At 58.6% G+C, this 25,057-nt stretch carries 22 protein-coding genes and 1 tRNA gene; 6 read left to right on the top strand and 17 right to left on the bottom strand.

Annotated elements, in window-relative coordinates; all coding sequences use genetic code 11:
• Positions 1-28 precede the first annotated feature (28 nt).
• Together CCX46_RS27875 and CCX46_RS27870 are read left to right on the top strand one after the other, a co-directional pair.
• Positions 29-1,825 carry an acyl-CoA dehydrogenase C-terminal domain-containing protein gene (locus tag CCX46_RS27875; RefSeq protein ID WP_127930016.1) on the top strand — a complete coding sequence of 599 codons (1,797 nt, stop codon included), beginning with the start codon at positions 29-31 and terminating at the stop codon, positions 1,823-1,825.
• Positions 1,826-2,051: 226 nt separating this feature from the next.
• Positions 2,052-3,830: an acyl-CoA dehydrogenase C-terminal domain-containing protein gene (locus CCX46_RS27870; RefSeq protein WP_127930015.1), complete on the top strand. Its 1,779-nt coding sequence runs from the start codon at positions 2,052-2,054 to the stop codon at positions 3,828-3,830.
• A 227-nt stretch (positions 3,831-4,057) separates the two neighbouring features.
• Here CCX46_RS27870 and CCX46_RS27865 read toward each other — a convergent pair whose 3' ends face one another.
• A complete protein-coding gene (locus CCX46_RS27865) occupies positions 4,058-4,972 on the bottom strand; it encodes a LysR family transcriptional regulator (RefSeq protein ID WP_127930014.1) in 915 nt (304 codons plus the stop codon).
• A gap of 169 nt (positions 4,973-5,141) precedes the next feature.
• Between CCX46_RS27865 and CCX46_RS27860 the strand changes: the two genes are divergently transcribed.
• The 4 genes from CCX46_RS27860 (at position 5,142) to CCX46_RS27845 (ending at position 7,604) form a co-directional block, all read left to right on the top strand.
• Complete coding sequence (locus CCX46_RS27860; protein WP_127930013.1) at positions 5,142-6,425, top strand: aspartate aminotransferase family protein; 1,284 nt, start codon at positions 5,142-5,144, stop codon at positions 6,423-6,425.
• A gap of 254 nt (positions 6,426-6,679) precedes the next feature.
• Positions 6,680-7,036, top strand: coding sequence for a type II toxin-antitoxin system RelE/ParE family toxin (locus tag CCX46_RS27855; RefSeq protein WP_127930463.1), 357 nt, complete (start codon positions 6,680-6,682; stop codon positions 7,034-7,036).
• Positions 7,029-7,349 (top strand): helix-turn-helix domain-containing protein, encoded by a 321-nt coding sequence (locus CCX46_RS27850; RefSeq protein ID WP_127930012.1) that lies wholly within the window; start codon positions 7,029-7,031, stop codon positions 7,347-7,349. The genes CCX46_RS27855 and CCX46_RS27850 overlap by 8 nt, the downstream gene beginning before the upstream one ends.
• 96 nt (positions 7,350-7,445) lie before the next feature.
• Complete coding sequence (locus tag CCX46_RS27845) at positions 7,446-7,604, top strand: YqaE/Pmp3 family membrane protein (RefSeq protein WP_003228885.1); 159 nt, start codon at positions 7,446-7,448, stop codon at positions 7,602-7,604.
• A gap of 133 nt (positions 7,605-7,737) precedes the next feature.
• Here the strand turns inward: CCX46_RS27845 and CCX46_RS27840 are convergent, their stop codons facing one another.
• The 16 genes from CCX46_RS27840 to CCX46_RS27770 all read right to left on the bottom strand — a co-directional run bounded on the left by CCX46_RS27840 (position 7,738) and on the right by CCX46_RS27770 (position 24,996).
• Positions 7,738-9,537 carry a S9 family peptidase gene (locus CCX46_RS27840; protein ID WP_127930011.1) on the bottom strand — a complete coding sequence of 600 codons (1,800 nt, stop codon included), beginning with the start codon at positions 9,535-9,537 and terminating at the stop codon, positions 7,738-7,740.
• Positions 9,503-10,642, bottom strand: a complete 1,140-nt coding sequence (pqqE, locus tag CCX46_RS27835; RefSeq protein WP_410479235.1) for a pyrroloquinoline quinone biosynthesis protein PqqE — start codon at positions 10,640-10,642, stop codon at positions 9,503-9,505. The genes CCX46_RS27840 and pqqE overlap by 35 nt, the downstream gene beginning before the upstream one ends.
• The gene (gene pqqD / locus CCX46_RS27830) at positions 10,635-10,910 is read right to left on the bottom strand and encodes a pyrroloquinoline quinone biosynthesis peptide chaperone PqqD (RefSeq protein WP_095050301.1); all 276 of its coding nucleotides are present in this window, start codon (positions 10,908-10,910) and stop codon (positions 10,635-10,637) included. The genes pqqE and pqqD overlap by 8 nt, the downstream gene beginning before the upstream one ends.
• Entirely contained in the window at positions 10,907-11,659 is a 753-nt protein-coding gene (gene pqqC / locus CCX46_RS27825; RefSeq protein WP_042606685.1) for a pyrroloquinoline-quinone synthase PqqC, read from the bottom strand. Before pqqC ends, pqqD begins: the two co-directional genes overlap by 4 nt.
• A 140-nt stretch (positions 11,660-11,799) precedes the next feature.
• Positions 11,800-12,711: a pyrroloquinoline quinone biosynthesis protein PqqB gene (gene pqqB / locus CCX46_RS27820; protein ID WP_108225161.1), complete on the bottom strand. Its 912-nt coding sequence runs from the start codon at positions 12,709-12,711 to the stop codon at positions 11,800-11,802.
• 81 nt (positions 12,712-12,792) lie between these two features.
• The gene (gene pqqA, locus CCX46_RS27815) at positions 12,793-12,867 is read right to left on the bottom strand and encodes a pyrroloquinoline quinone precursor peptide PqqA (protein WP_003422658.1); all 75 of its coding nucleotides are present in this window, start codon (positions 12,865-12,867) and stop codon (positions 12,793-12,795) included.
• Between the two features lie 156 nt (positions 12,868-13,023).
• Positions 13,024-15,438, bottom strand: coding sequence for a pyrroloquinoline quinone biosynthesis protein PqqF (gene pqqF, locus CCX46_RS27810; protein ID WP_127930010.1), 2,415 nt, complete (start codon positions 15,436-15,438; stop codon positions 13,024-13,026).
• 38 nt (positions 15,439-15,476) lie between these two features.
• Positions 15,477-16,271: a carbon-nitrogen hydrolase family protein gene (locus tag CCX46_RS27805; RefSeq protein ID WP_127930009.1), complete on the bottom strand. Its 795-nt coding sequence runs from the start codon at positions 16,269-16,271 to the stop codon at positions 15,477-15,479.
• 12 nt (positions 16,272-16,283) lie between these two features.
• The gene (locus CCX46_RS27800; RefSeq protein WP_127930008.1) at positions 16,284-17,966 is read right to left on the bottom strand and encodes a flavin monoamine oxidase family protein; all 1,683 of its coding nucleotides are present in this window, start codon (positions 17,964-17,966) and stop codon (positions 16,284-16,286) included.
• A 223-nt stretch (positions 17,967-18,189) separates the two neighbouring features.
• On the bottom strand, positions 18,190-18,651 hold the full coding sequence (locus CCX46_RS27795; protein ID WP_127930462.1) for an Lrp/AsnC family transcriptional regulator: 462 nt from the start codon (positions 18,649-18,651) through the stop codon (positions 18,190-18,192).
• A 124-nt stretch (positions 18,652-18,775) separates the two neighbouring features.
• Positions 18,776-19,585: a DUF3037 domain-containing protein gene (locus tag CCX46_RS27790; protein ID WP_127930007.1), complete on the bottom strand. Its 810-nt coding sequence runs from the start codon at positions 19,583-19,585 to the stop codon at positions 18,776-18,778.
• Positions 19,582-19,740, bottom strand: a complete 159-nt coding sequence (locus CCX46_RS31065) for a HipA family kinase (protein WP_342212541.1) — start codon at positions 19,738-19,740, stop codon at positions 19,582-19,584. Before CCX46_RS31065 ends, CCX46_RS27790 begins: the two co-directional genes overlap by 4 nt.
• A complete protein-coding gene (locus tag CCX46_RS27785; protein ID WP_238704363.1) occupies positions 19,733-20,326 on the bottom strand; it encodes a HipA family kinase in 594 nt (197 codons plus the stop codon). Before CCX46_RS27785 ends, CCX46_RS31065 begins: the two co-directional genes overlap by 8 nt.
• Positions 20,327-20,482: 156 nt before the next feature.
• Positions 20,483-20,758 carry a DUF3077 domain-containing protein gene (locus CCX46_RS27780; RefSeq protein WP_127930461.1) on the bottom strand — a complete coding sequence of 92 codons (276 nt, stop codon included), beginning with the start codon at positions 20,756-20,758 and terminating at the stop codon, positions 20,483-20,485.
• A 399-nt stretch (positions 20,759-21,157) separates the two neighbouring features.
• Positions 21,158-21,234, bottom strand: a tRNA-Ile gene (locus CCX46_RS27775).
• 15 nt (positions 21,235-21,249) lie between these two features.
• Complete coding sequence (locus tag CCX46_RS27770; RefSeq protein WP_127930006.1) at positions 21,250-24,996, bottom strand: bifunctional diguanylate cyclase/phosphodiesterase; 3,747 nt, start codon at positions 24,994-24,996, stop codon at positions 21,250-21,252.
• Positions 24,997-25,057 lie beyond the last annotated feature (61 nt).

Genomic DNA, 25,057 nt, shown 5'->3' with positions numbered 1-25,057 from the left:
GAGGAAATCTGCTGACGGAGAAGCCACCATGCCTGAGTACAAAGCTCCCCTGCGCGACATGCGCTTTCTGATCGACCACGTCTTCGACTTCCACGCCAATTACGCCACCCTCGGCGCGCACGACGCCAGCCCGGACATGATCAACGCGATTCTCGAAGAGGGCGCGAAGTTCTGCGAGAACGTTCTGGCGCCGCTCAATCGCAGCGGTGACGAAGAGGGCTGCCATTTCGACAATGGTGTGGTGACAACGCCTACAGGCTTCAAGCAAGCCTTCGCACAATACGTCGAGGGCGGCTGGCACGGTCTGGCAGCAGATCCGGTTTACGGCGGCCAGGGCTTGCCGAGTTCGCTGGGATTGGTGATCAGCGAAATGGTCGGCTCCAGCAACACCTCCTGGGGCATGTACCCGGGCCTGACTCACGGCGCGATGTCGGCAATCCATGCCCACGGCACTGCCGAACAAAAAGAAACTTACCTGAGCAAACTCACCGCCGGGCAATGGACCGGCACCATGTGCCTGACCGAAGCCCACTGCGGCACCGACCTGGGCATCATCAAGACCCGCGCCGTGCCTCAGGCTGACGGCAGTTATGCGGTCACCGGCAGCAAGATTTTCATCTCTGCTGGCGAGCACGACATGAGCGACAACATCATCCATCTGGTGTTGGCGAAACTGCCGGACGCACCGGCAGGGACCAAAGGGATTTCGCTGTTTATCGTACCGAAGTTCTTGCCGGATGCGGCGGGCGAAGCAGGCGAGCGCAATGGCGTTTCCTGCGGTTCGATCGAACACAAGATGGGCATCAAGGCGTCGGCCACTTGCGTGTTGAACTTCGACGGCGCCAAGGGCTACCTGATCGGCGAACCGAACAAGGGCCTGAACTGCATGTTCACCATGATGAACCACGCGCGGCTCGGCACCGGCATGCAGGGGTTGTGTCTGGGCGAGGCGAGCTTTCAGGGCGCGATCAAATACGCCAACGACCGCTTGCAGATGCGCTCGCTGACTGGCGCCAAAGCCCCGGACAAAGTGGCGGATCCGATCATCGTCCACCCGGACGTGCGGCGCATGTTGCTGACCATGAAAGCTTTCAACGAAGGCAACCGCGCGCTGACCTACTTCACCGCGCAGTTGCTCGATGTCGCGCACCTGAGCAGCGACGCCGAGGCACGGCAGGAGGCGGAAGATCTGTTGGCGTTCCTCACGCCGATCTGCAAGGCGTTCATGACCGACACCGGGCTGGAAGTGACTAACCACGGCATGCAGGTGTTTGGTGGCCACGGTTTTATTCGCGAGTGGGGCATGGAGCAGTTGGTTCGCGACTGTCGGATTGCACCGATCTACGAAGGCACCAACGGCATTCAGGCGCTGGATCTGCTGGGCCGTAAGGTGCTGGGCAGTCAGGGTAAGTTGCTGCGTGGCTTCACCAAAATCGTCCACAAATTCTGCGCAGCCAACGCCGAGCATCCGCAACTGGGCAGTTTCGTTGCGCAACTCAATGAGTTGAACCAGCAGTGGGGCGACCTGACCATGAAGGTCGGCATGGCGGCGATGAAGAACCCGGATGAAGTGGGCGCGGCGTCGGTGGATTACCTGATGTACAGCGGTTACATCATTCTCGGTTATCTGTGGTTGCGCATGGCGTTGGTGGCGCAGGCGCAATTGGAAGCGGGCGAGGGTGAGGCGGATTACCTGCGGGGCAAATTGGCGACGAGCGAGTTTTACTTCAAGCGCTTGTTGCCGCGTACGGCGGCGCATAGGGCGGCGATCGAGGCGGGGAGTGAGTGTTTGATGAAGTTGCCGGCGGAAATGTTTGCGCTTTAAGCAAGATCAAAAGATCGTCCGATCGCGGCCCGAGCCTTCGGCAGCTCCTACATGGGACCGAGTTTTATCTGTAGGGGCTGCCGCAGGCTGCGATCTTTTTGTGATGACTAAAAATAACAAATCAGTCACCAGTTGACCCTATGTGTCGCAAAAGTTGTTGAGGTACACTCCGGCTCAACGAAAACACCCTTCCACGAATCACCGTTTAGATCTTGCGAGGTTTGCCATGGCTGACTACAAAGCGCCGCTGCGCGATATGCGCTTCGTCCTCAATGAAGTGTTCGAGGTCGCCAAACTCTGGGCCGAATTGCCAGCACTGGCCGAGACCGTCGACGCCGAAACTGTTGAAGCCATTCTCGAAGAGGCCGGCAAGGTCACCAGCAAAAGCATCGCGCCACTGAGCCGTGCCGCTGACGAAGAAGGCTGCCACTGGGCCGACGGTGCCGTCACCACCCCGGCCGGTTTCCCACAGGCTTATCAGACTTATGCCGAAGGCGGCTGGGTCGGCGTTGGCGGTGATCCGCAATACGGCGGCATGGGCATGCCCAAAGCCGTGTCGGCGCAAGTCGAAGAAATGGTCAACTCCGCCAGCCTGTCGTTCGGTCTGTACCCGATGCTGACCGCCGGCGCCTGCCTGTCGATCAACGCCCACGCCAGCGAAGAGCTGAAAGCCGCCTACCTGCCGAACATGTACGCCGGCGTCTGGGCCGGTTCGATGTGCCTGACCGAGCCACACGCCGGTACCGATCTGGGGATCATTCGTACAAAAGCAGAGCCTCAGGCCGACGGTTCCTACAAAGTCAGCGGCACCAAGATCTTCATCACCGGTGGCGAACACGACCTCACCGAAAACATCATTCACCTGGTGCTGGCCAAACTGCCAGATGCCCCGGCGGGCCCGAAAGGCATTTCGCTGTTCCTGGTTCCGAAGTTCATGGTCAATGCCGACGGCAGCCTGGGCGCACGCAACCCGGCGAACTGCGGTTCGATCGAGCATAAAATGGGCATCCAGGCGTCCGCGACCTGCGTGATGAACTTCGACGAAGCCGTCGGTTATCTGGTCGGCGAGCCAAACAAAGGCCTGGCCGCGATGTTCACCATGATGAATTACGAGCGTCTGGGCGTCGGCATTCAAGGCTTGGCGACTGGCGAGCGTTCGTATCAGAACGCTGTTGAATACGCCCGCGACCGTCTGCAAAGCCGTTCGCCAACCGGCGCGCAGAACAAAGACAAAGTCGCTGACCCGATCATCGTCCACCCGGACGTGCGTCGCATGCTGCTGACCATGAAAGCCTCGAACGAAGGTGGACGCGCGTTCTCCACTTACGTGGCGATGCAACTCGACACTGCCAAGTTCAGCGAAGACGCCACCACCCGTAAGCGTGCGGAAGATCTGGTTGCGTTGCTGACGCCGGTGGCCAAAGCGTTCCTTACCGATCTGGGTCTGGAAACCACCGTGCACGGCCAGCAGATTTTCGGCGGCCACGGCTACATCCGCGAGTGGGGTCAGGAACAACTGGTGCGTGACGTGCGCATCACGCAAATCTACGAAGGCACCAACGGCATTCAGGCACTGGACCTGGTCGGGCGCAAGATCGTCGGCAGCGGCGGCGCGTTCTACAAACTGTTCGCCGATGAGATCCGCCATTTCACCGCTACCGCCAGTGCCGATCTGGGCGAATTCACCAAACCGCTGAACGATGCCGTCGGCACCCTCGACGAGCTGACCTCGTGGCTGCTGGATCGGGCGAAAACCAACCCGAACGAAATCGGCGCGGCTTCGGTCGAATATCTGCAAGCGTTTGGATACGTTTCCTACGCCTACATGTGGGCATTGATGGCCAAAGCCTCACTGGGCAAAGAAGCGCAGGACGATTTCTATGCCAGCAAGCTCGGCACTGCGCGCTTCTATTTCGCCCGTTTGCTGCCGCGTATTCACTCGCTGAGCGCGTCGGTCAAGGCGGGTAGCGAGTCGCTGTTCCTGCTGGATGCGGCGCAATTCTGATGTGATCGCGTCATGTAAGCATTCTCTTACATGACGTGCTGCTGTTCTCCCATAGGCGCGGATTGGATCCACAGCTAATCTACATTTCATGGACGTCGCGCAGGAAGCGCAAAGCAACAACACGGACACGTAGGATTCTGCCAGGGTGGCGGAGTGAAATGGATGTCAGGGAAACAGTCTGCAAAGCCCCGCTTCGGCGGGGTTTTCTTTTGCCTGCAGAAAAGTGCTCAGACCAAAGGATCTCTCTCTGGCCGCACTTCACGCGCCATCACTTCCTCCAGCAATGTCTGCAACAGCGCCAAAGGCGCCTGCTGACGCTGCACATCGCGACAGACCAGGCCCACTTTCAGCGGTACCCGCGGTTCGCTCAGCGGTTTCCACAACAGATCCTGATCGTCGTATTCCTTCTGCGAACGCCCGGGCAGCACCGTCGCCAGTCTGGTGTGCGGCAGACTGTCGAGAATCCCCACCATATTGTTCAGCTCGGCCTGCACTTGCGGGCGTCGTCCCAGGGCGGTCAGTTGCGCCTGCCAGATCTGGCGGATCTGAAACTCTTCGCCCAACAGCAGCATGGGCAGTTCTGCCGCTTGGCGCATCGAGACTTTCTTGAATTCACGCAACGGATGATCCGCCGGGATCACCAGCGTCAGTTCATCTTCGTAGAGCATTACGCCGTGCAGCCCAGGTTGGCGTGGCGGCAGATAACTGATGCCGATGTCCAATGAACCGTTGAGCAGTCGCCGCTCGATCTCAAGTCCGGTCAATTCGTAAATTTGCACCACCAGATGCGGTTGCGCCTTGCGCACCCGTTCGAGCATTTGCGGCACCAGACTGGTGTGAACCGTTTGCAGCACGCCAATCGCCAGCGTACGCAAGGCCTGGCCCTTGAAGTTGCCCAATGCCTCGCGCGCCCGTTGCAAGCCATCAAGCAATGGCAAGGCATGGTTGTACAGCGTGTGCGCGGCGAGAGTTGGCAGCAGGCGTTTGCTGCTGCGTTCGAACAGAGTGACGTCGAGGTTTTGCTCGAGTTGGCGGATCTGCTGCGACAGTGCCGGTTGCGAGATCGACAGGCGTTCAGCGGCGCGGCCAACATGACCTTCTTCGTAGACCGCGACGAAATAACGCAGTTGTTTGAAATCCATAAGTAATGCTTATCGAAAATGCTGGGAAATCGAAATGGCCCGCGGGCGTCAGTGAGCCTAGTCTAACCGTATTCACAAGGCTTACAGGGCCAGAAAACGCGATGAATAGCGTTCGCTTCGACAGTGTTTGCATAGGCAGTTCAAAACACCTGAAACGAGGTGTTTTTCAATGAATCTGTTCAGTTTGCGGCGTCAGACGCCGAGTCTTGATGACCTCGCTTTCGAGGCCAATCCATCTGACCATAACGAAAATCTCAGCGCCGAGCGCCTGATGCCCAGCGTCGGACGGCCGCAACAGGTATTCATCCGTGGTCAGGGTTCGTGGCTATGGGACAGTAACGACCGCGCTTACCTGGATTTTTCCCAAGCTGGTGGCGCCAACAGCCTCGGCCACAGCCCTTCGGCGCTGGTGAAAGCCATCAGCAGTCAGGCGCAGGCGCTGATCAATCCCGGATTCAATCTACACAATCGCGGCATGCTCAGCCTCGCCGAACGCCTGTGCGCCGCGACCTCCAGCGATCAGGCTTACCTGCTCAACAGCGGCAGCGAAGCCTGTGAAGCGGCGATCAAACTGGCGCGCAAGTGGGGCCAACTGCATCGCGGCGGCGCGTCGCGGATCATCGTTGCGAAGCAGGGGTGTCATGGCCGTAGTCTGGCGACGATTTCCGCCTCGGACAGCTGCAACCTGCACAACCGTTTCGCGCCGCTGCTGCCGGGTTTTGATCTGGTGCCGTTCAACGATTTACCGGCGCTGCATGCGGCGGTCGATGCGCAGACCGTGGCGATCATGCTGGAGCCGATCCAGAGTGATGCCGGTGTAATCCCGGCCACCGAGCATTACCTCAAGGGTGTCGAGCGTCTGTGCCGTGAACTGGGCATTCTGCTGATCCTCGACGAAGTGCAAACCGGCATCGGCCGCTGCGGCACGTTGCTCGCGGAACAGTCCTACAGCGTGCGCGGCGATATCGTCGTGCTCGGTAAAGGGCTTGGCGGCGGTGTGCCGTTGGCGGCATTGTTGGCGCGGGGCAAAGCATGTTGTTTCGAGGCCGGCGAGCTCGGCGGCACGCATCACGGCAATGCATTGATGACGGCGGCCGGTCTGGTAGTGCTCGACAGCGTGCACGACCGCAGCTTCCTCCAGCAGATCAACGATAACGGTCAGCACCTGCGTGAAGGTCTGGCCCGATTGACACACCGCTACGACCACGGCGAACTGCGCGGTCAAGGTCTGTTCTACGGATTGACCCTGTCAGACGATTCCGCCGAGGCCGTGGTCCACGCCGCCCTTCACGAAGGCTTGCTGCTCAACGCCCCGCAAGCCAACTGCTTGCGCTTCACCCCAGCGCTCACCGTGAGCAAAACCAACATCGACGAAATGCTCCTGCGCCTGGGCCGCGCCTTCTCGCGAGTGCGCACCGCACAACTGCAATGCCGCAAGGGGATTGCCGTCTGAACTGAAGTTTCCCACCCGATTCCAAGAACCGTCTCGCGGTATAACGCACGCCCCACGCCTGATTCTTTTGGCGTGGGGCGTTTTTTTTGTGGCCGGGTTTTGCAGGTGGCGATTAGTCCTTGAGTGTTCGTGGTACGAATGGTTTTTTAGAAAGCGCCGGCAGGGAATGCGGGTTAAGGCCGATCGATATTTTCGAGACGGATGGCTTTGTAATCTATACCACTGGGTGGTATGTTTTTTGGGAAGGGATACCGATGTCATTCAGGCTGTTCAAAACCAAAGGTTTTGCGATACGAGCCGGCAAGGCATGGATCAGCGACGAGGAGCTTCGGGAGGCGTTTTGCCAGATGCTTGCAGGTCAGGCTGACGATCTTGGTGGTGGCGTCTGGAAGAAACGATTGAGCGCCAACCGTCATCGCTCAATTGTTTTGGCGAAGGGAGGGCGCTATTGGATCTATCAAGTGCTGTTTGCAAAGAAAGATCAGAGCAACATCACTCACACAGAACTGAAGGATTTAAGAAAGTTAGCCAAGGTGTACGCGCAACTGACTGAAGAGCAGATTCGGGATTTGTTGGCGATGAAAGAGTTTGTGGAGATATTTCATGAGTAAGAAATTCAAAAGTGAAGTTTTTGAATCGATACACGAGTCAGCCAGTGCTCTTCTGGCTGTCGGAGCAATCAGCAAGGCAACCATGCGGGAGTTTGATGAGTCTTGCCTGGCAACGGTTCCAGAAGCGATCCCGGCCGATCAGATCAAGGCGCTACGCGAGCGCAATAATGTCAGCCAGCCAGTGTTCGCACGGTATTTGAATACCAGTGCGTCGACGATTAAACAGTGGGAATCGGGAGAAAAACATCCAAGTGGGATGGCCCTCAAGCTGCTGAGTATTGTGCAGAAGCATGGGCTGAAAATTCTGGCTTAAGGCGGTGGGCAGCTATTGCACTGAACCCTGACGAACGGCGCGGGTCGATTAGCTTGTATGGCTCAGGTGAGCCAACCCCCATTCAGGAGTTGCCCCATGGATTTTATTCGCATCATCATCGCTATTCTGTTGCCGCCACTGGGTGTGTTTCTGCAGGTTGGGTTTGGCGGGGCGTTCTGGTTGAACATTCTGCTGACGTTGTGCGGGTATATTCCGGGGATCGTGCATGCGGTGTATATCATCGCCAAGCGCTGAATAACGTAGCGCCTGATAGATAGCTTTCGCGAGCAGGCTCGCTCCCACAGGGGGTTTGTGAACAACACAGATCCAATGTGGGAGCGAGCCTGCTCGCGAGTGCGGCAACTCGGTTTTGACAGGGGCGCAGCGATCAGTCCGCCAATCCCATCACCCGCCGATAGAACTTCCACTCCTGCTCCAGCGCATGCGCCTGATTGGCCGCGCGGCGGAAGCCGTGGCGTTCGTCGGGATAGTAATGCGCTTCGACCGGGATGCCGTTGTTCTCGAGTGCCGTGACCATGTCGCGGGTTTGTTGCGGGACTACGACAGCGTCCAGTTCACCCTGAAAAAAGATTACCGGCACGCGGATATTGTTTGCGTGCAATAGCGGCGTGCGGGCGGCGTAGCGTTCGGCGTCTTGCTCGGGGTCACCGATCAGCCAGTCCAGATAATCACCTTCAAATTTGTGCGTTGCCCGAGCCAATGCAACCGGGTCGCTGACGCCGTACAAGCTCGCTCCGGCGCGGAAAACCTGTTTGAACGCCAGCGCACATAATGTGGTGTAGCCGCCTGCGCTGCCGCCACGAATGAATGCGCGTTCACCGTCGATCAAACCCTGTTCGGCGAGATAACTCACCACCGCACAAGCATCCTCGACATCCACCTCGCCCCAGCTCAGATGCAGTGCCTGTCGATATTCCCGGCCATAACCGCTGCTGCCGCGATAGTTAAGATCGGCGACGGCGAAACCGCGTTGCGTCCAGTATTGAATACGCGGGTCGAGCATCGGGTAGCAGGCCGATGTCGGGCCGCCATGGATGAACACCACCAGCGGCGGTTTTGTCTCGCCGCTCATGGCCGGATAAAAGAAACCGTGGGCTTCACCTGTACCGCTTGGGTAGCGCAGGGTTTGCGGACGGCTGATGCGCTCAGCGGGCAGGGGCGCAACACCACCGGCCAGCACTTTAACTTCGCGGCTGGTTCGATCAATAGCGATGACCGCCGAAGGGGTGATAGGCGAGGCGGCGATGCAGTAGATGTTCTGTGTATCCAGCGCCAAATGGCGGAAGCGGCTGTAGTCCCCCGTGTAATCTTCATCGGCAAGCGTCAGGCGCCCGAAACCACCTTCGCTCCAACTGGCTAAAAAGGAATCTCCAACAGGGAACCAAGTGCAGCCGCCGAGTTGCCACGGTGCCGGCGCATGATCGGCCTGCGCAGCGAGCAGTGGTTTCAAGCCATCGCTAGTTTCAACCCACGGCTGCCAGAAACCACCCCGATCAGTCAGGCAGTACAAACGACCTTCGGCATCGAATCGCGGTTGTTGAATCGACTCCTCAACCTGGTCTCCCGCCACGCAACGGGGCGCAGAAAAATCACCGTCAGCCACCATCAATCGTGTTGAAGTCCAAGGCTGATGAGGCCGGCTCCACTCGATCCACGCCAAACGCTGACCATCCGGGCTGAGGGTAGGCGCCGCGTAGAAATCTGCACCTTCGGCCAGCACCCGTCGCGCGCCATCCGCCAGATCAATCGCTACCAGCCGATGCTGATCGTGCTGTTCTTCGACCGCCAGCACTTGGCCGAAAGCAAAATGCAGATCGCCGTAACGACACTCACCCGAGGTCAGTGCTTCCGGCCTGCTACCGAGGTTCTGGCGGTATAACTGCTGATCCGCCTCAGCAACGAAAACCACCCCGTCAGGCGTCAGACAAAACGCGCCACCGCCATATTCGTACACGCGACTGCGCACACTGAAGCCATCCGGCGTCAGACATTTCGCCACGCCATCGCGCCAATGCCAGATCCGGCACGCGGCATCTTCCGGTCGATATTCATTCCAGAACAACCCGTTGGCGCCGAGCTGCAACTCGGCGAAGTCCATGCCGGCAGCGACGGCTTGCGAGGCGCTGAAAGGCTCAGCCCTTGGCGATGAGGCGTGAGTTTCGTTCATTGCGAAAGGCCAGTTGTTCGATGGTTTGAGTGGCGGTCTCGGCTTCTTCGCGGGCCTTGAGGATCACGCCGTGATGTTCGGATTTGCTGCACACCGGGTCGGCATTGCTCGCATCGCCGGTGAGCATGAACGCCTGGCAGCGGCAGCCGCCGAAGTCTTTTTCTTTCTCGTCGCAGGAGCGGCACGGCTCGGGCATCCAGTCGTAACCGCGAAAGCGGTTGAAGCCGAACGAGTCATACCAGATGTGCTGCATGCTGTGATCGCGCACATTGGGAAATTGCACCGGCAGTTGTCGGGCGCCATGGCAGGGCAGGGCGGTGCCGTCCGGGGTAACCGTCAGAAAGATGCTGCCCCAGCCGTTCATGCAGGCTTTCGGGCGTTCTTCGTAGTAATCCGGGGTGACGAAAATCAGCTTGCACGGATGCCCTTCGGCTTCCAGTTTTGCGCGGTATTCGTTGGTGATGCGTTCCGCACGGACCAGTTGTTCCTTGGTCGGCAACAGGCCGACACGATTGAGCTGCGCCCAACCGTAGAACTGGCAGGTGGCGAGCTCGACGAAGTCGGCTTCGAGGGCAATGCACAGCTCGATGATGCGGTCGATCTTGTCGATGTTGTGCCGATGGGTGACGAAGTTCAGCACCATCGGATAGCCGTGGGCCTTCACCGCGCGGGCCATTTCCAGCTTCTGCGCAAACGCTTTTTTCGAGCCTGCGAGCAGGTTGTTCACTTGCTCGTCGCTGGCCTGGAAACTGATCTGGATGTGATCGAGGCCGGCCTTCTTGAAGTCGCTGATTTTCTGTTCGGTCAGGCCGATGCCCGAAGTGATCAGGTTGGTGTAGAAACCCAACTGTCGCGCTTCATGAATCAGCTCGGCGAGATCTTGACGCACCAGCGGTTCGCCACCGGAAAAGCCCAATTGCGCCGCGCCCATCTCCCGCGCTTCGCGAAATACCTTGATCCATTGTTCTGTGGTCAGCTCTTTGCCCTGCTCGGCAAAATCCAGTGGATTGGAGCAGTACGGGCATTGCAGCGGGCAGCGGTAGGTCAGCTCGGCGAGCAGCCACAGCGGCAGGCCGATTTCAGGCTTGGCCGGCAGATCAGGCAAGTTCGATCCAGTGCTGCGCACGGGCAACCTCCATGAATTGCTCGATGTCGTCACCGAGCTCGGGCACGCCGGGGAACTGCTCATCGAGTTTGGCAATGATCGCCGCGACATCGCGTTCGCCGTCGATCAAACCGCCGATCAACGCAGCGGTTTCGTTGAGTTTGATCATGCCTTCGGGGTAGAGCAGCACATGGCCTTTCTGCGCCGGTTCGTACTGGAAACGATAGCCGGGACGCCAGGTCGGGACTTTGCTGCGGTCGAAACTCATAAGGTGATTCCTTTATGCCAGACCCGTTGTTCGGTGACGCTGTGATACGGCGGGCGGTTCAGTTCGTAGGCCATGCTCATGGCATCGAGCATGCTCCAAAGAATGTCCAGTTTGAACTGGAGAATTTCCAGCATGCGCTCCTGGCCTTCGCGGGTCTTGTAGTGCTCCAGCGTGATCGCCAGACCATGCTCGACATCACGCCGCGCCTGACCGAGGCGGGTGCGGAAGTATTCGTAACCGGCCGGGTCGATCCACGGGTAATGCTGCGGCCAGCTGTCGAGGCGCGACTGGTGAATCTGCGGCGCGAACAGTTCGGTCAACGAGCTGCTGGCGGCTTCCTGCCAACTGGCGCGACGGGCGAAGTTGACGTAGGCATCGACGGCGAAACGCACGCCGGGCAGCACCAGTTCCTGCGAGCGCAGTTGATCCGGGTCGAGACCGACCGCTTGACCGAGACGCAGCCAGGCTTCGATGCCGCCGTCTTCGCCGGGGGCGCCGTCGTGGTCGAGCAGGCGCTGAATCCACTCGCGGCGGATTTCCCGGTCCGGGCAATTGGCGAGGATCGCCGCGTCTTTCAGGGGGATGTTCACCTGATAGTAGAAGCGGTTGGCGACCCAGCCCTGAATCTGCTCGCGAGTGGCGCGGCCTTCGTACATCGCCACGTGATACGGGTGGTAGATGTGGTAGTAGGCGCCTTTGGCGCGCAGGGCCGCTTCGAATTCGGCCGGGGAAAGTGGGGTGTCGGTCATTGCGGTTCTCCGGGGAACAACCCTAGAAGTTTCTGGTGTCTGTGCCGGCCTTATCGCGAGCAGGCTCACTCCTACAGGTGATCGCATTCCAATGTAGGAGCGAGCCTGCTCGCGAAGGGCCGCGCATCGGTGTCTACGGCTTACAACACAATACTCATGCCATCGAACGCCACTTCAACATTACGCCGCGCCAGTTCCGCACGTTCCGGCGAATCCTCATCGAGAATCGGATTGGTGTTGTTGATGTGGATAAGCACTTTGCGCTGCTCAGGCAACTGCTCCAGCACTTCGAGCATGCCGCCAGGTCCGTTCTGTGCCAGATGGCCCATCTCGCGACCGGTGCGGGTGCCAACGCCACGGCGCTGCATTTCATCGTCATCCCACATCGTGCCGTCGACCAACAGGCAATCACTGCCCGCCATGATCTCCAGCAACGGCGCATCGACCTTGCCCAGACCCGGCGCATAGAACAATTTTCCGCCGGTGTTCAGGTCTTCAACGATCAGACCGATGTTGTCGCCCGGGTGCGGATCGAAGCGGTGCGGCGAGTACGGCGGCGCAGCACTGCGCAGTGGCAGCGGGGTGAAACGCAGGTTTGGGCACGCTGCCACGGTGAAGCTCTGGTCGAGTTCGATGCGATTCCAGTCCAGCCCGCCATTCCAGTGCGTGAGCATCTTGAACAGCGGGAAACCGGTGCTCAGATCTTCATGAACCATGTCCGTGCACCAGACCTGATGCGGGCAGCCTTCGCGCAGGCTGAGCAGGCCGGTGGTGTGGTCGATCTGGCTGTCCATCAGGATGATCGCGCTGATGCCGGTGTCACGCAGGGCGCGGCCCGGTTGCATCGGGGCGAAGCTTTGCAGTTGCGCGCGGATATCTGGCGAGGCGTTGCACAACACCCAGTTCACGCCGTCGTCGGAAATCGCGATGGACGATTGGGTGCGGGCCTTGGCATTCAGGCTGCCGTCGCGAAAGCCTGCGCAATTGACGCAGTTGCAGTTCCACTGCGGAAAACCGCCGCCAGCGGCCGAACCCAGAATCTGGACGAACATGAACACTCCATCATTTCAACGCGGAAAATAAAACGCCTCGGCGAGCCGAGGCGTTGCACTGCAATTCTACGTGAGCAGAACTCAGCGGCTGGCGAAGTACATGGTGACTTCGAAGCCGATACGCAGGTCGGTGTAAGCAGGTTTTGTCCAGGACATGGTGTGTCTCCTCAGGGTGGGTGGGATAGCGCTGTCCATAGTTATAGTCCACGGCAGCGCAGAGATGTTCCAAATAGTTAGGCTGCTATGTTACTCAAAATTTCACCGGGATTGCCCGTGAATCTTTGAGAAAGCTCCTTGCAGCCTCGGTAATGATCAATTTGCCGCTTGCCATGGGGTTTCGGGCGCTGGATCGCTGGCGAGGCAGAGCCAGCCGCCTTCGGCGTTGATCAGGCGCTGTGTAGCGCTGAGCAGTGCCTGGCGATCCAGTTGGCCGATGGCAGCAATCAGTTGCTCAAGATAATCCGACGAGTGGCCCGTGAGCCTGGCCTGCCAGAGCAATTCGGCTGCATCTTTGCCGGCCAGCGTGGCGTCGTCGAATTGATCGACGAGGTTTTGCCGGTGTTGGCTGAGGCTGGCTTCATCAAGCTGTTCGATCAGCGCGGGAATGCCGTTGAGAAACTGTTGAATGTGTTCAAGCAACTCCGCAGGTTTGGCACTTGGCGATTGCACGCCGAACAGCAGACTGGTTTGACCCTGGATCTGCCGCAGCGCACTGAACACGGCGTAGCCCAATTGCAGTTCGATGCGCAAACGCTGATAGAACGGTGTCTGGCACAGTTGTGCGAGCATTCGCCACGCTGCCTCGTCTGCGATGTCACGGCTGGCGGTTGGGCAATGCAGCAGCAAGGCATGTTCGCTGGATGCGGAATCGATGTGGCGCCAGTGCTTTTGCGCGAAGATCACTGTTGGCCCGGGCAACTGATTGTCCGGGATCCCGGGTATGCGGCTCAGGGCCAGGCCCATGGCGGATTGCGTTGGTTGGTTGAGGCCCAGTGCGAGGCCGTCCCAGCGCGAAGTTGTCCACAGGTGTTTGGCGTCATCGCCGGTTTTTGCTGGTTGCAGAACCTGTTCCGGCAGTGCTTTAAGCAGTTGGCGGATGGCGACAAGCGGCGTTTCCGGCTCGCTGCGCGGGGAATCCGCATCAACTTGCGTCAGACATTTCAGCGCGTGCTCAAGGACGCTGGGCATCGGCTCTTGCAGGCCGGTGAGCTTCAGCAGCCATTGATTGCCTGCGGCGCTAAAAGACAAATCGACCCCGGCCTCACGCGCATCTTGCAGAATGAGCCGAAGACTGCGTTGCAACCTTGAGAGCAGATCCGCGCTGGCTGCCGCTTCCACCTGCCAACGCAGGTAGATCGCGCCGTCATCGCCGCTGTCCGGCAAAGCCTGGCTGAACTGCATCGGCGAGCGTTCGCGGCGTCCGCGCGAGCGATCCTGAGCAAATGTACGCAGGCCTCGGTGGGCGCTGGTCTGGCCGCGAATCAGCCCGGCATTGGCCAAAGGTTCACTGGCGCGCAGGAATGGATTGGCGGCAGGCAGGTGCCAGTGAGCACTGAAGTTATCCACAGTGCCGATTTCGCGGAGTATCTGTGTAAGTGCTTCAACGCCGGCATCGGACAGGCCGTTTTCCAGCTGCTCACTGTCGAACCGTGCCAGTTGCAGTGCGCCGCTCACTTGCTGCCGACGTTGAAGCAGGGCTGCGTATTCTTTGTGCAGTGACGTCCAATCCTGCTGAGCGAAGAAGCTCAACCAATCGAGCAGTTGTTCGCGAATGGCTACTAGCGATTCGGTGGGAGCGGTGAATTCCAGGTGCAGCAACGCTTGTCCGGCAAAGTGATAAACCGGCGCCGCGTTTAATCCATTCGCCAGTTTTTGCTGCTGCAAATGCGCGAGCAATCCGCCGGGCTTGGCGCTGTTCAACCAATGGCAAAGAAACGCCAAAGCCTCGGTGGACGATTCAGGCAGGGCATCGAAGGCAAACATCAGATTGGCGCACTGCTCATCGACCTGTTGATAACTTTTCACCGCCAGCGGCAGGGGCGCAGCCTGCATAACTTTATCCCCAGCCGGTAACGCCGCCGCGAATTGCTCCGCCAGCAATTTCAATTCTTCAAGGCTCTGTGGCCCGACCAGACTCAAGGTCATCTGCCCGGTCTGATAAAACTGTTGGTGGAAATCTTTCAACGCCTGCTGAAATGCCGGATCTTCAACCTTCAGGCTGTCCCGGTTACCCGCGTGAAACCCGCGCAGTGGATGGTCTGCTGGTAAACCTTCATACAACGCAAACTGCCGCTGCGCCGCAGGATCCTGCGACCAGGCGACAAATTCCGCCTGCAACACTTCGCGTTCGCGCAACTGATCGTCCAGATTCATACGCGGCCTGGCGAGCATGTCTGACAGACGCTCCAGGCCACCGCTGAATACTCGGTTCGGCAACTCAAAGAAAAAGTCTGTAGAGCGTTCACGCGTGCTGGCATTCACTTGCCCACCGTGACCTTGCACGTAAGCCATCAGCCCTTCGCCCGTGGGAAAACGCTCGGTGCCGAGAAACAGCAAATGCTCAAGAAAATGCGCCAGCCCCGGCCACGCCAGCGGCACGTCATGGCTACCGGCGGCCACGCGCAAAGCAGCCGCGCAGCGCTTCAGGTCAGGCACATGACGCAGGGTCACGCGCAAGCCGTTGGCCAGGGTTTCAGTGTGGGGGCAGGGGTGGGTCGGCGCAGGCATGGGCACTTCCAGAACAGTGAAGTGCCAATGCTAGCGGATTAGCGCTGGTTGAGCGCGCCGTAAAGCTCCGGGCGGCGATCACTGAGGTAGCGATTGGCGGCGCGTGAGTCGAGCATCAACTGCCGATCGAGTTCGCCGATGATCAGCGCTTCGTCGAGTCCGGCCTGGGCGATACGGCTGCCATCCGGTGCGGCGAGGCTGCTTTGCCCGCAATAATGGATGTCGCCTTCGCTGCCGCAATAGTTGGCGTAGGCCACGTAGCACTGGTTTTCGAAGGCGCGCGAACGCACGGTGACGTCGGCGACGAAATCGAACGGAATCATGTTCGCCGTTGGCACCAGAATCAGTTCGGCGCCAGCGAGTGCCAGACGTCGGGTGTTTTCCGGAAACTCGAGGTCGTAGCAGATCAGGAAACCGAGTTTCCAGCCGTTGAGTTCGACGATGGGGAAGTCATCATCGCCCGGACTGAACATCGAGCGATCCAGATCACCGAACAGATGCGTCTTGCGGTAATTGCACAGGCGCTCACCGTGCGAATCGATCAACTGCACGGCGTTGTAAATCTGCCCATCGGCGGTGCGCTCGGGATAACCATACGCAATAGCCAAACCGGCAGCCTTGGCGATCCGGCCGATCTGCTGCGCCCATTCGCCGTTGTAGACCTCGGCCAGTGTACTCACCGCTTCGGCGCCAATGTTGTAGCCGGTCATGAACATCTCCGGCAACACCAGCAGGTCGGCGCCCTTGGCCTCCATCGCCAGTTGATGCAGGCGTTGCAGGTTGGCGGCGGGGTCCAGGGGCAGCGGTGGACATTGGTAAAGGGCTACACGCATCAGGGATTCCTCTTACTCGGGCAGGGCGATAGGGCCGATGTCTTTGAACACATCACCCGGGCCCGGGTTCGTTTTATGTGTCGCGCCGCCAAAATGCTTCATGATCCCCCAAACCGCGTTGAGCGAAGTCTGCACCGCGCCTTCAACCCATGCCGGCGTCCACGAAACATCGTCGCCGGCGATGAAGATCCCACGCTGCTCGGCGGGCATGTCGTCCTGCATGAAGTGCGCGTACATGCGCTGGTTGTAGCGGTAGTGGCCGGGCAGCGCGCCCTTGAATGCACCGAGGAAGTACGGGTCAGCTTCCCACGACACGGTGATCGGATCACCGATGATCCGCGCAGCGATGTCCACTTTCGGGTAGATCTTTTTCAATGCATTCAACGCCAGCTCAACGCGCTTTTCCACCGGATGCGGAAGCATCTTCAAAGCGTCGCTCATCCACGAATAGGAAAGGCAGATCACGCCCGGCTTGTCGTCGCCGTTGTCGAACAGGTAGGTGCCGCGGGTCAGGCGATCGGTGAGGGTCATGCTCATCAGGTCGCGGCCGGTTTCCGGGTCCTTGTCCTTCCAGAACGGCCGGTCGACCATCACGAATGTCTTCGACGACTGCATGTAGCGCGTGCGGTCGAGCGCCATCCACATCTTCTGCGAGAACAGGGTTTCGTCGCATTCAATCTGCGTGGTCAGCAGCCAGCTCTGGCACGTGGTCAGCACGGCGGCGTATTCGCGGGTGTCGCCGTTGTTGTCGGTGACCGCGAAACGGCCATCTGGCGCGTGGGCGATTTTCTTCACGCCGGAACGCGGTGCGCCACGGTGCAGGGATTTCAGGCTGGTGCCTTCAGGCCAGTGCACGCAGCGTTCCGGCACATGGCGCCAGATGCCTTGTGGAACCTGTTCGACGCCGCCGACCACCAAGTGCTGGTGATCGTCACAGTTGGTCATCACCACACGGAAGATTTCCAGCATCGAATTGGGGAAGTCCGAGTCCCAGCCGCCGGTACCGAAACCAACCTGACCGAACACTTCGCGGTGATGGAACGACAGCTTGGCGAAGGCCTCGGAGGTGGCGACGAAGTCATAGAACGTGCGGTCGTCCCACAGCGGCACCAAGGTATTCCACAGCTCTTTCAGGCGCGGCACATCGCGGTCGCGAATGGCTTGCTGGATATCGGCGAACTGCGAGCCGGCTTCCAGGGCATCCGCCCAGGCGTCAGCCACTTCCTGGAACAGTGCAGGAAGATCCGCCAGTTTCTGTGCGTAATGGGTTTTGCCTTCCAGATCGATCACGGTGCTGCCGGAGGCCGGCGTCAGCGGGTTCGGGAACGGTTTGGTCTCAAGGCCGAGCTTGTCGACGTAGTGATAGAACGCGGTGGAGGACACCGGGAAACGCATGCCGCCCAGTTCCGCGACGATGCCGTCCGTGCCGTTGAACGCCTGCGAGCGCAGACGACCACCGAGTTTCGAGGCCTCGTAAACCACCGGTTTCAGTCCGAGCTTCATCAGCTCGTAAGCGGCCACCAGACCGGCGATGCCGGCGCCGACAATCGCCACTTCGGCGCCGTGGTTGTGCTCAGGAATAGTGCCGAGACCGGCCGGGTGTTCGATCCAGTCGTCAAAGGCGAACGGAAAGTCCGGACCGAAAATGGTGACTGGTTTCTTACCGTCTGCAGGATGGCGATTGTTCTTGTTCATGGCTGACCTTGCTGGCGACCCGACGCAGGATGCGCGTCTGAGTATAGGAAAAGATGCCAGCCATTCTAGGGAGCGTAGAACACGTTAATAAGACGCAAAGTGTCGTCGTTTTGCCAGATTAACGATCAATATGACGATTGGAGGCTGCACACCGACCAAAATGTGGGAGCGAGCCTGCTCGCGAAGACGCACTGAAATTCACCCGAGAAGCCCGATCAAAATCTTAAACCGGCTGCCCCCGATCAATCTTGCTACTCAAAATGATCGACGTCGTGGTTTTCTCCACCCCGTCCACGCTGCCAATCTGATCGAGCAACTGATCCAGTTGCTCCGGCGAATCGGTGCGCAACCACGCCACATAATCAAACTCGCCACTCACCGCACACAGTTGCTGCACCTGCGCCATCGCACTCAACCGGCGCACCACGTCCTTGCCGGAACGCGGCTGCACCTTGATCCCCACGTAAGCCTGCAAGCCGCCATCGACCACGCGCTGACCGAGACGCACGCCGTAACCGGTGATCACTTTGGCCTTTTCCAGCCGCGCCAGTCGCGAAGTCACGGTGGTGCGCGCAATGCCCAATTGCCGGGCGAGCATGGCCACGCTCTCACGGGCATTGATCTGCAGGGCGGCGATCAGCTGACGGTCGATTTCATCGAGCACGGGTGGGCGGATGTCTGGCAAGGGCGGCTCCATGGGGCGCGGGTTGGTTGGCCTGCGCATGTTACAGGCTCCGCGGGTGAGATATAGACATCACACAAAAACGGAAAAGCCGCGCAAATGCACGGTTTTATAGAGCGAATAGCAACTATTGAGCGTAGCGCTGTGCGAAGTCGGCAATTTTCTGTGTTGCCTGGAAATCCACCAGTTGTAGACCACGTGCCTCAATGCTTTCCTTGGCAACTTGTACCGCTTTGCGGTGGCGTGGGGATTCACTTTCCGCAGGAGTGCTTACGGGGATAAGCACGTTTTGCAGCTGAATTATGCCTTCCTGCTCCGCTCTCACGAATTTCATCAGCCACTGATCGCAGTGATCGAGTATTGCGCTGGGCTCTGACTGGTCAAAAGCCAAGGGTTTAATAGCCGCTACGACCTTGTTGCGATGTACCAAGGGAAGATGAAGTTTGGTCAGATCGCCAGTCAGGGTGTCATCGCGAAAACTACGAATAGACGCTTGCGAAAACAATTCTCGAATATCCCGAACCATGATCTCCTCGCGCCGCTCGCGGCCTATGCCTTGGCGATCTATGTAGCGGTTGAACAGCGTAGCTAGGGTCGCATCGAGGTTTTCCACGAGTATTGATCGCATGGGGCTGAAGCGAATCATCGACTCCTTCGGCTCCGTCATGAATCGAAAGTGGTTAACGATCTGCGATTCTTGAGCGCCTGCTGTCATGAGGCGAATGCTGTCCAGTTCGTTTTGGGCTATCTCCATAGCCTTCGCGAATAGGTTGCTGCACTCAAAGAAATGATTGACCCGTTTCAGATTTTTACGAGCGAGTTTGTACTCCATGCGGCCAATAGCAGGTGCCGAGAGAAGGATGCCCACATTGGCAAATTCTTCGGTTTCCGCAAAAGGCGCGAAGCGCACAATGCTGTAAAGACAGGTGTATTTCATTTCAGGACGCTCCAGAATTCGTCCGATTGGCAAAGCATCAGGCTGCGTTCAATTTTCTCAAGCAGCGTTTCCAGTCCGAGTGCTCCAATGGACTCACACCACTCTTCGGGAATGTCTGAGCATAGGCCACGAAATCGTCCAGCAGTGTCATGCATCCGCTGATGCGTATTCAACTTTGTCGACCAGATCCAAACGCCATTCCCGATTTTCGGGGCCGAACACATGGCTTTCAGCAAACCTTGAAGCATCCAGTGGCCATTGGAATGCCTGGTTGTGATCGATCAGCTGTAGCTGATTGTTGGTACTGCACATCAGCAGATTTGGACGCCCACCAAATGGTCCCAACTGGCGGTCACTGTTACCGACCCAGTAATCAAAAACGAAGACGGCTTTTTGAAGGCTGCTCGGAACCTTTAGTGCTTGTGAATACAGCAGGTCAGCAGCATCGGCGACGTAGGCAAGGGCGTAGCTGTCCCCTGGTCCGAGATCACTGCGAGCTTCCGGGTTATAACGCAACAAGGCTGGATCGACATAGATACAGCCGTGCTCGGGGATCGGTAGGCCGAACTGAGCAGCCAAACGGGCGCAGAGTAGTTCGGCAATGCGTTCGGCGGGCGGTAGTTCCAAGCCTTTGACCACATAGTGCTTGTCATTGTTTGCACGACACAGGAATGGGCGTGTGATCCCTCCTTCCAGTCGACGAATGATCTCCACCGCTTCTATGTAGTTACTGACGGCCATTCATGGCTCCCTTATAAATCTGCTTGGCAGACAATACTGGTCTGCTTCTCGATGTACCATGCCTCCTAATCATTTCCAGGCTACATATCATTGGATATCAGGTTGTAGTGGCATCGGCGCCCCGATTCAACGGGGCGCGTGTCGAGGAAAGTAGCGCTAAACCTGCGTTTGATTCCGTGTCGTAAAGCTTTGATGGTTGACGACCTTCACCACATCATCAATCACCGCTTTGCTCATCGCCGCGAGGAAATAAGCACCCCAGGCATGACGGTCGGTTTTTTTGTCGTAGGCGGCGTCTTCAGCGAAGGCTTTGACCAGAAACAGCAGGTCCGAGGCTTGAGACAGGGCATCGCCAATCGGGACGCCGGCGCTGACATGGAAGAGGGGTTGGTTGGAGCAGTGGATGAAGGGGGTGAGGCCGATTGTTTTCAGGTCATAAGGGTGGGTTTAGTTGATTCGGTCATGGTCTTACTCCTGGTGTGAGGAGCTACCACTCTCGTTTCCAATCGAATGGGTGGCAGCTATGCGCAGGTTGGAAAACCGGAAACCAGGAACCGGCACGTCCGAAGACGTCCCACGCACAGCCGCCATGACTCAAGTGCAAGCGCTGTTGCTGGTTACTGATTTCGACGGGTTTCCAAGCCCGGCCGCTGATGAGCAGCGACGTCTTGAGAGTATCCCGCCAAAGAAAAGACCAACAGGCGCCAAACTGCCTCAAACGACAGCTTCGGAAGTTGCCTACAGTCCTCGGGGAAGTCTTCCGAATATTGCACTTGCAAAGACCAAACCATCGCCCAAGAAAAAGCCGCGCATTGGCGCGGCTTTCGTATTTGGTGGGCCCACACGGACTTGAACCGTGGACCAAAGGATTATGAGTCCTCTGCTCTAACCAACTGAGCTATAGGCCCTCAGTAGGTCGCGGATTATAGCGACGGTTTCTCGGCTGTGCTATCCGAATAATCCGATACGGTTACACGAAGAAACGTTGCTGCGAATTCTTCTGGTGGTAACGGCAGGCTGACAATGTAGCCCTGGATCTGCTCGCAACCTTCAGCGGCGAGGAATTGTTGTTGCGCCTGGGTTTCCACGCCCTCGGCGATGACCGTGAATTGCATGCTCCGTCCCAGCGCGATGATGGCTCGGACAATGGCCGCGTCGTGGGGGTCGTCGGGCAATCCGCGGACAAACGACTGGTCGATTTTGAGGATATCCAGCGGCAGGCGCTTGAGGTAACTGAGCGAGGAATATCCGGTACCGAAATCATCGATCGCCAGTTGTACGCCGAGGTGTTTGAGCTGGTGCAACACGGCCAGCGCCTCTTCGGCCTGACTCATGATGAAATTCTCGGTAATTTCCAGTTGCAGTAAATCCGGCTGCAGGTGGTTGTCGTTGAGCAGTTGTTCGATGCGCCCAAGCAGATTCGGTTGACGCAGTTGCGCGCCGGCGAGGTTTACCGAGAGTGGGCCGAGGCTGTCGTAGATCTGATTCCACTCGAACATTTGCCGGCACGCGGTCTCCAGCACCCAGTCACCGATCTGCAGGATCATGCCGTTCTCTTCGGCCAACGGAATGAAGTGCTCTGGCGGTACGTCGCCGAAAGTCGGGTGACGCCAGCGAATCAGCGCCTCTGCACCGACCAGGCGATGATCGTCGAGGCTGATTTTCGGCTGGTAGTAGAGAAACAGTTCATCGCGCTCGATAGCCCGGCGCAGTTCGTGTTCCAGCGCGATGCGCTCGCTGGCCTGGGCCGTGAGGTCGCGGGTGTAGCTCTCGACGCGGTTGCGGCCCTTGGCCTTGGAGCGGTACATGGCTGCGTCGGCGTTTTTCACCAGTGTGGCGACGTCGCAACCGTCCCGTGGATAGAGGCTGGTGCCGATGCTGGCGCTGATGAAGAACTCATGCTCGCCAGCCTGGAACGGCGCACCAAAGCAGTTGAGCAGTTTGGTGGCAATGTTGTCGGCATCACTGGCCTGTTGCAGGCCGGGCAGCAGAATGATGAATTCGTCACCGCCCAGACGCGCCACGGTATCGATGTCGCGCAGTTGCTCTTTCAGGCGCACGGCGATGCCCTTGAGCAGCAGGTCGCCGACCGGATGGCCGAGGCTGTCATTGATGTGTTTGAAGCGGTCGAGATCGAGAAACAGCACGGCGCCCTGACCGCCGTTTTCCTGCTGACTGTTCAGTGCCATCAACAGGCGGTTTTCGAACAGTGTGCGGTTCGGCAGGCCGGTGAGCGGGTCGTGGTGTGCCTGATAGTCGAGTTTGGCTTGCGCATGCTTGAGACTGGAGATGTCGGCAAATACCGCGACAAAGTGAGTAATGAACTTGTCGCGGTTGCGCACAGCACTGATGGTCAGCCAGCTCGGGTACAACTCGCCGTTCTTGCGCCGGTTGGAGATCTCGCCCTGCCAGTGACCTTCGTCGGTCAACTGGTGCCACATTGCCGCGTAAAAGGCGCTGTCGTGCAGGCCGGAGGCGAGCAGGCGAGGCGTATGCCCGAGCGCTTCGCTTTCGCTGTAACCGGTAATCTCGGTAAAGGCACGGTTGACCGCACTGATGTGCTGTTGGGTGTCGGTGATCAATACGCCTTCAGCGGTGCTTTCGAACACGGTGGCGGCTTGTTGCAGTTTTTCCTGCATCAGATGGCGCTCGGTGATGTCCCGGGCGATGGTCAGCATGCAGTCTTCTTCACCGATCGGCAGCGGACGGCTGGAAACTTCACAGAGGCGAATCTGCCCGTCGCTGCGGCGGATGTGGCAGGTGAAGTCGCGCACAAAACCGTCGCGATGCAACAGGTCGAGCATCTGTTTGCGTTCATTGAGATTGACCCAGATGCCCAGATCCAGCGCTGAACGATCCACCGACATGGCGCTATTGAAACCGGTAATGCGACTGAAACCTTCGTTGACCTCCAGCAGCAAGCCATCGCTCTGGCGCGATAACAACAAACCGTCCGGTGAGGCATGGAAGGCTTTGGCGAACTTCTCCTCGGAGGTTTGCAGTTGCTGCTGGGTTTCCTTGAGCTGGGTGATGTCACGTACAACGACCACCAAGGCTGGCGTGGTATCCAGATCAAACGGCTCGGCGGAAATCAGGCCGGTGAACAACTGGCCGTTGTTGCGGCGAAAGGGCATCTCCAGGTTGCGAATGCTGCCCGCCTGCAAACGTTGCAGCAGTCCCGGACCAACGCCGGGAATGCCCCAGATATTGAGGTCGGTCGCCGTCTGGCCAAGGACTTCCTCGGCTTTCAGCCCGATCTGTTCTTCAAACGCTTCGTTGACCTCCAGCAGGCAACCGTCGGACAGCCGTGCAATCACCAGAATGTCCGGGCATTGCTGGAAGACCGAGGCGAATTTCTGTTCCGAAAGCCGCAGCGCCTCTTCAGTGCGCTTGATTTCGCTGATGTCGATCATCAAGCCGCGCATCACCGGCTCATGACCGTGTTCGATCAGGCTGACGATGTCGCGCACCCACAAACAACGGCCGTCAGCGGTGATGACTCGATAATCGACGATGTGATCGCGACCCTCGCGCAGGGCTTCTTTGCAGTAACTTTGCGTGCGAGTCAGATCGGCCGGATGAATGATGTTGTGCCAGAAACCGGGGATCAGCCAATGGGATTGTGGGTAGCCGAGCAAGTCTTCGGCGTGGGGCGACACATAGCTGTAGGTGAAGTCGCTCATTCGCGCCTCCCAAGCAATGGCCGACAGACTCTCGACCAGGCCGCGATAGTGGTATTCGCTGCTGCGCAATTCCTGTTCGAGGTCGATACGTCGGGCGATTTCCGAACTCAGGCGGCGGTTGATGCGGATTACCACGGCGAGAATCGTCACCAACAACAACAGCCCCGGTAAACCGTAGATCAGCAGGTCCGACCAGAATGTCCGGTGATCAAGGACGTTGCCGACCCAGTGCTCCTGAATGCTGCTGATTTCATCAGGGCTCATGTCCGCGAGCACTTTGTCGAGAATCCCCACCAGTACCTTGTTATCGCGGGGCACGGCCATTGCCAGTTGGTAGCGATACGGGGTTTCGCCGCTGACGTACAAACCGTCGAGCTTGAGCTGACGCAGGCTCCAGACACTGGAAGCGAGGTCGCCGACAACGGCGTCCACTTCGTCGGTCGCCAGCGCTTGCAATGCCGAACTGACATTCGGCATAGCCACCAGATTCAGATCAGGGTGATGGGTGCGCAGCAGTTCGTGGGGTGCATAGTTTTCCACCACGGCGATCTTCAAGCCGTACAGGTCGTCGAGCTTGCGTGGTTGCGCGCCGCCGATGTGGGCGAGGATGACGATCGGGAAGTCGAGATAAGGGCGGGTGAACGACAGGTAGGTCTGGCGTTCAGGGGTGGACATGATGCCGGGTAGAAGGTCGATCTTGCCCGACTTCACTTGTTCCAGCACCACCGTCCAGCTCACCGGTTCGATGGGGGTCAATTTGATCGTCAGGCGTTGGCGAATCACGTCGATATAGTCGGCCGCCAGGCCCTGATAGCGGTTCTGGTCGTCGCGAAATTCAAAGGGCGGCCACGACGCATCGACACCCAGGCGCAAGTCCGGGTGAGCCGCCAGCCAGCTACGTTCTTCATCGGTCAGAGTCAGCGCGTCAGCCGTTGCGGTCCAGATCATCAGTGACAGCAAAAAAAGCACGGACGCCAATCTGGGCATAACGCTCTCGTTATGGCTCGGGGATGATTGTTTCGAGTGTAGACGGGGTATGCGGGGGAGG

The organism is Pseudomonas sp. RU47 (genome assembly GCF_004011755.1).
Lineage (GTDB): Bacteria > Pseudomonadota > Gammaproteobacteria > Pseudomonadales > Pseudomonadaceae > Aquipseudomonas.
Note: the sequence above shows the minus strand (reverse complement) of the source record. Positions and strands in the feature narration are given on the sequence as shown.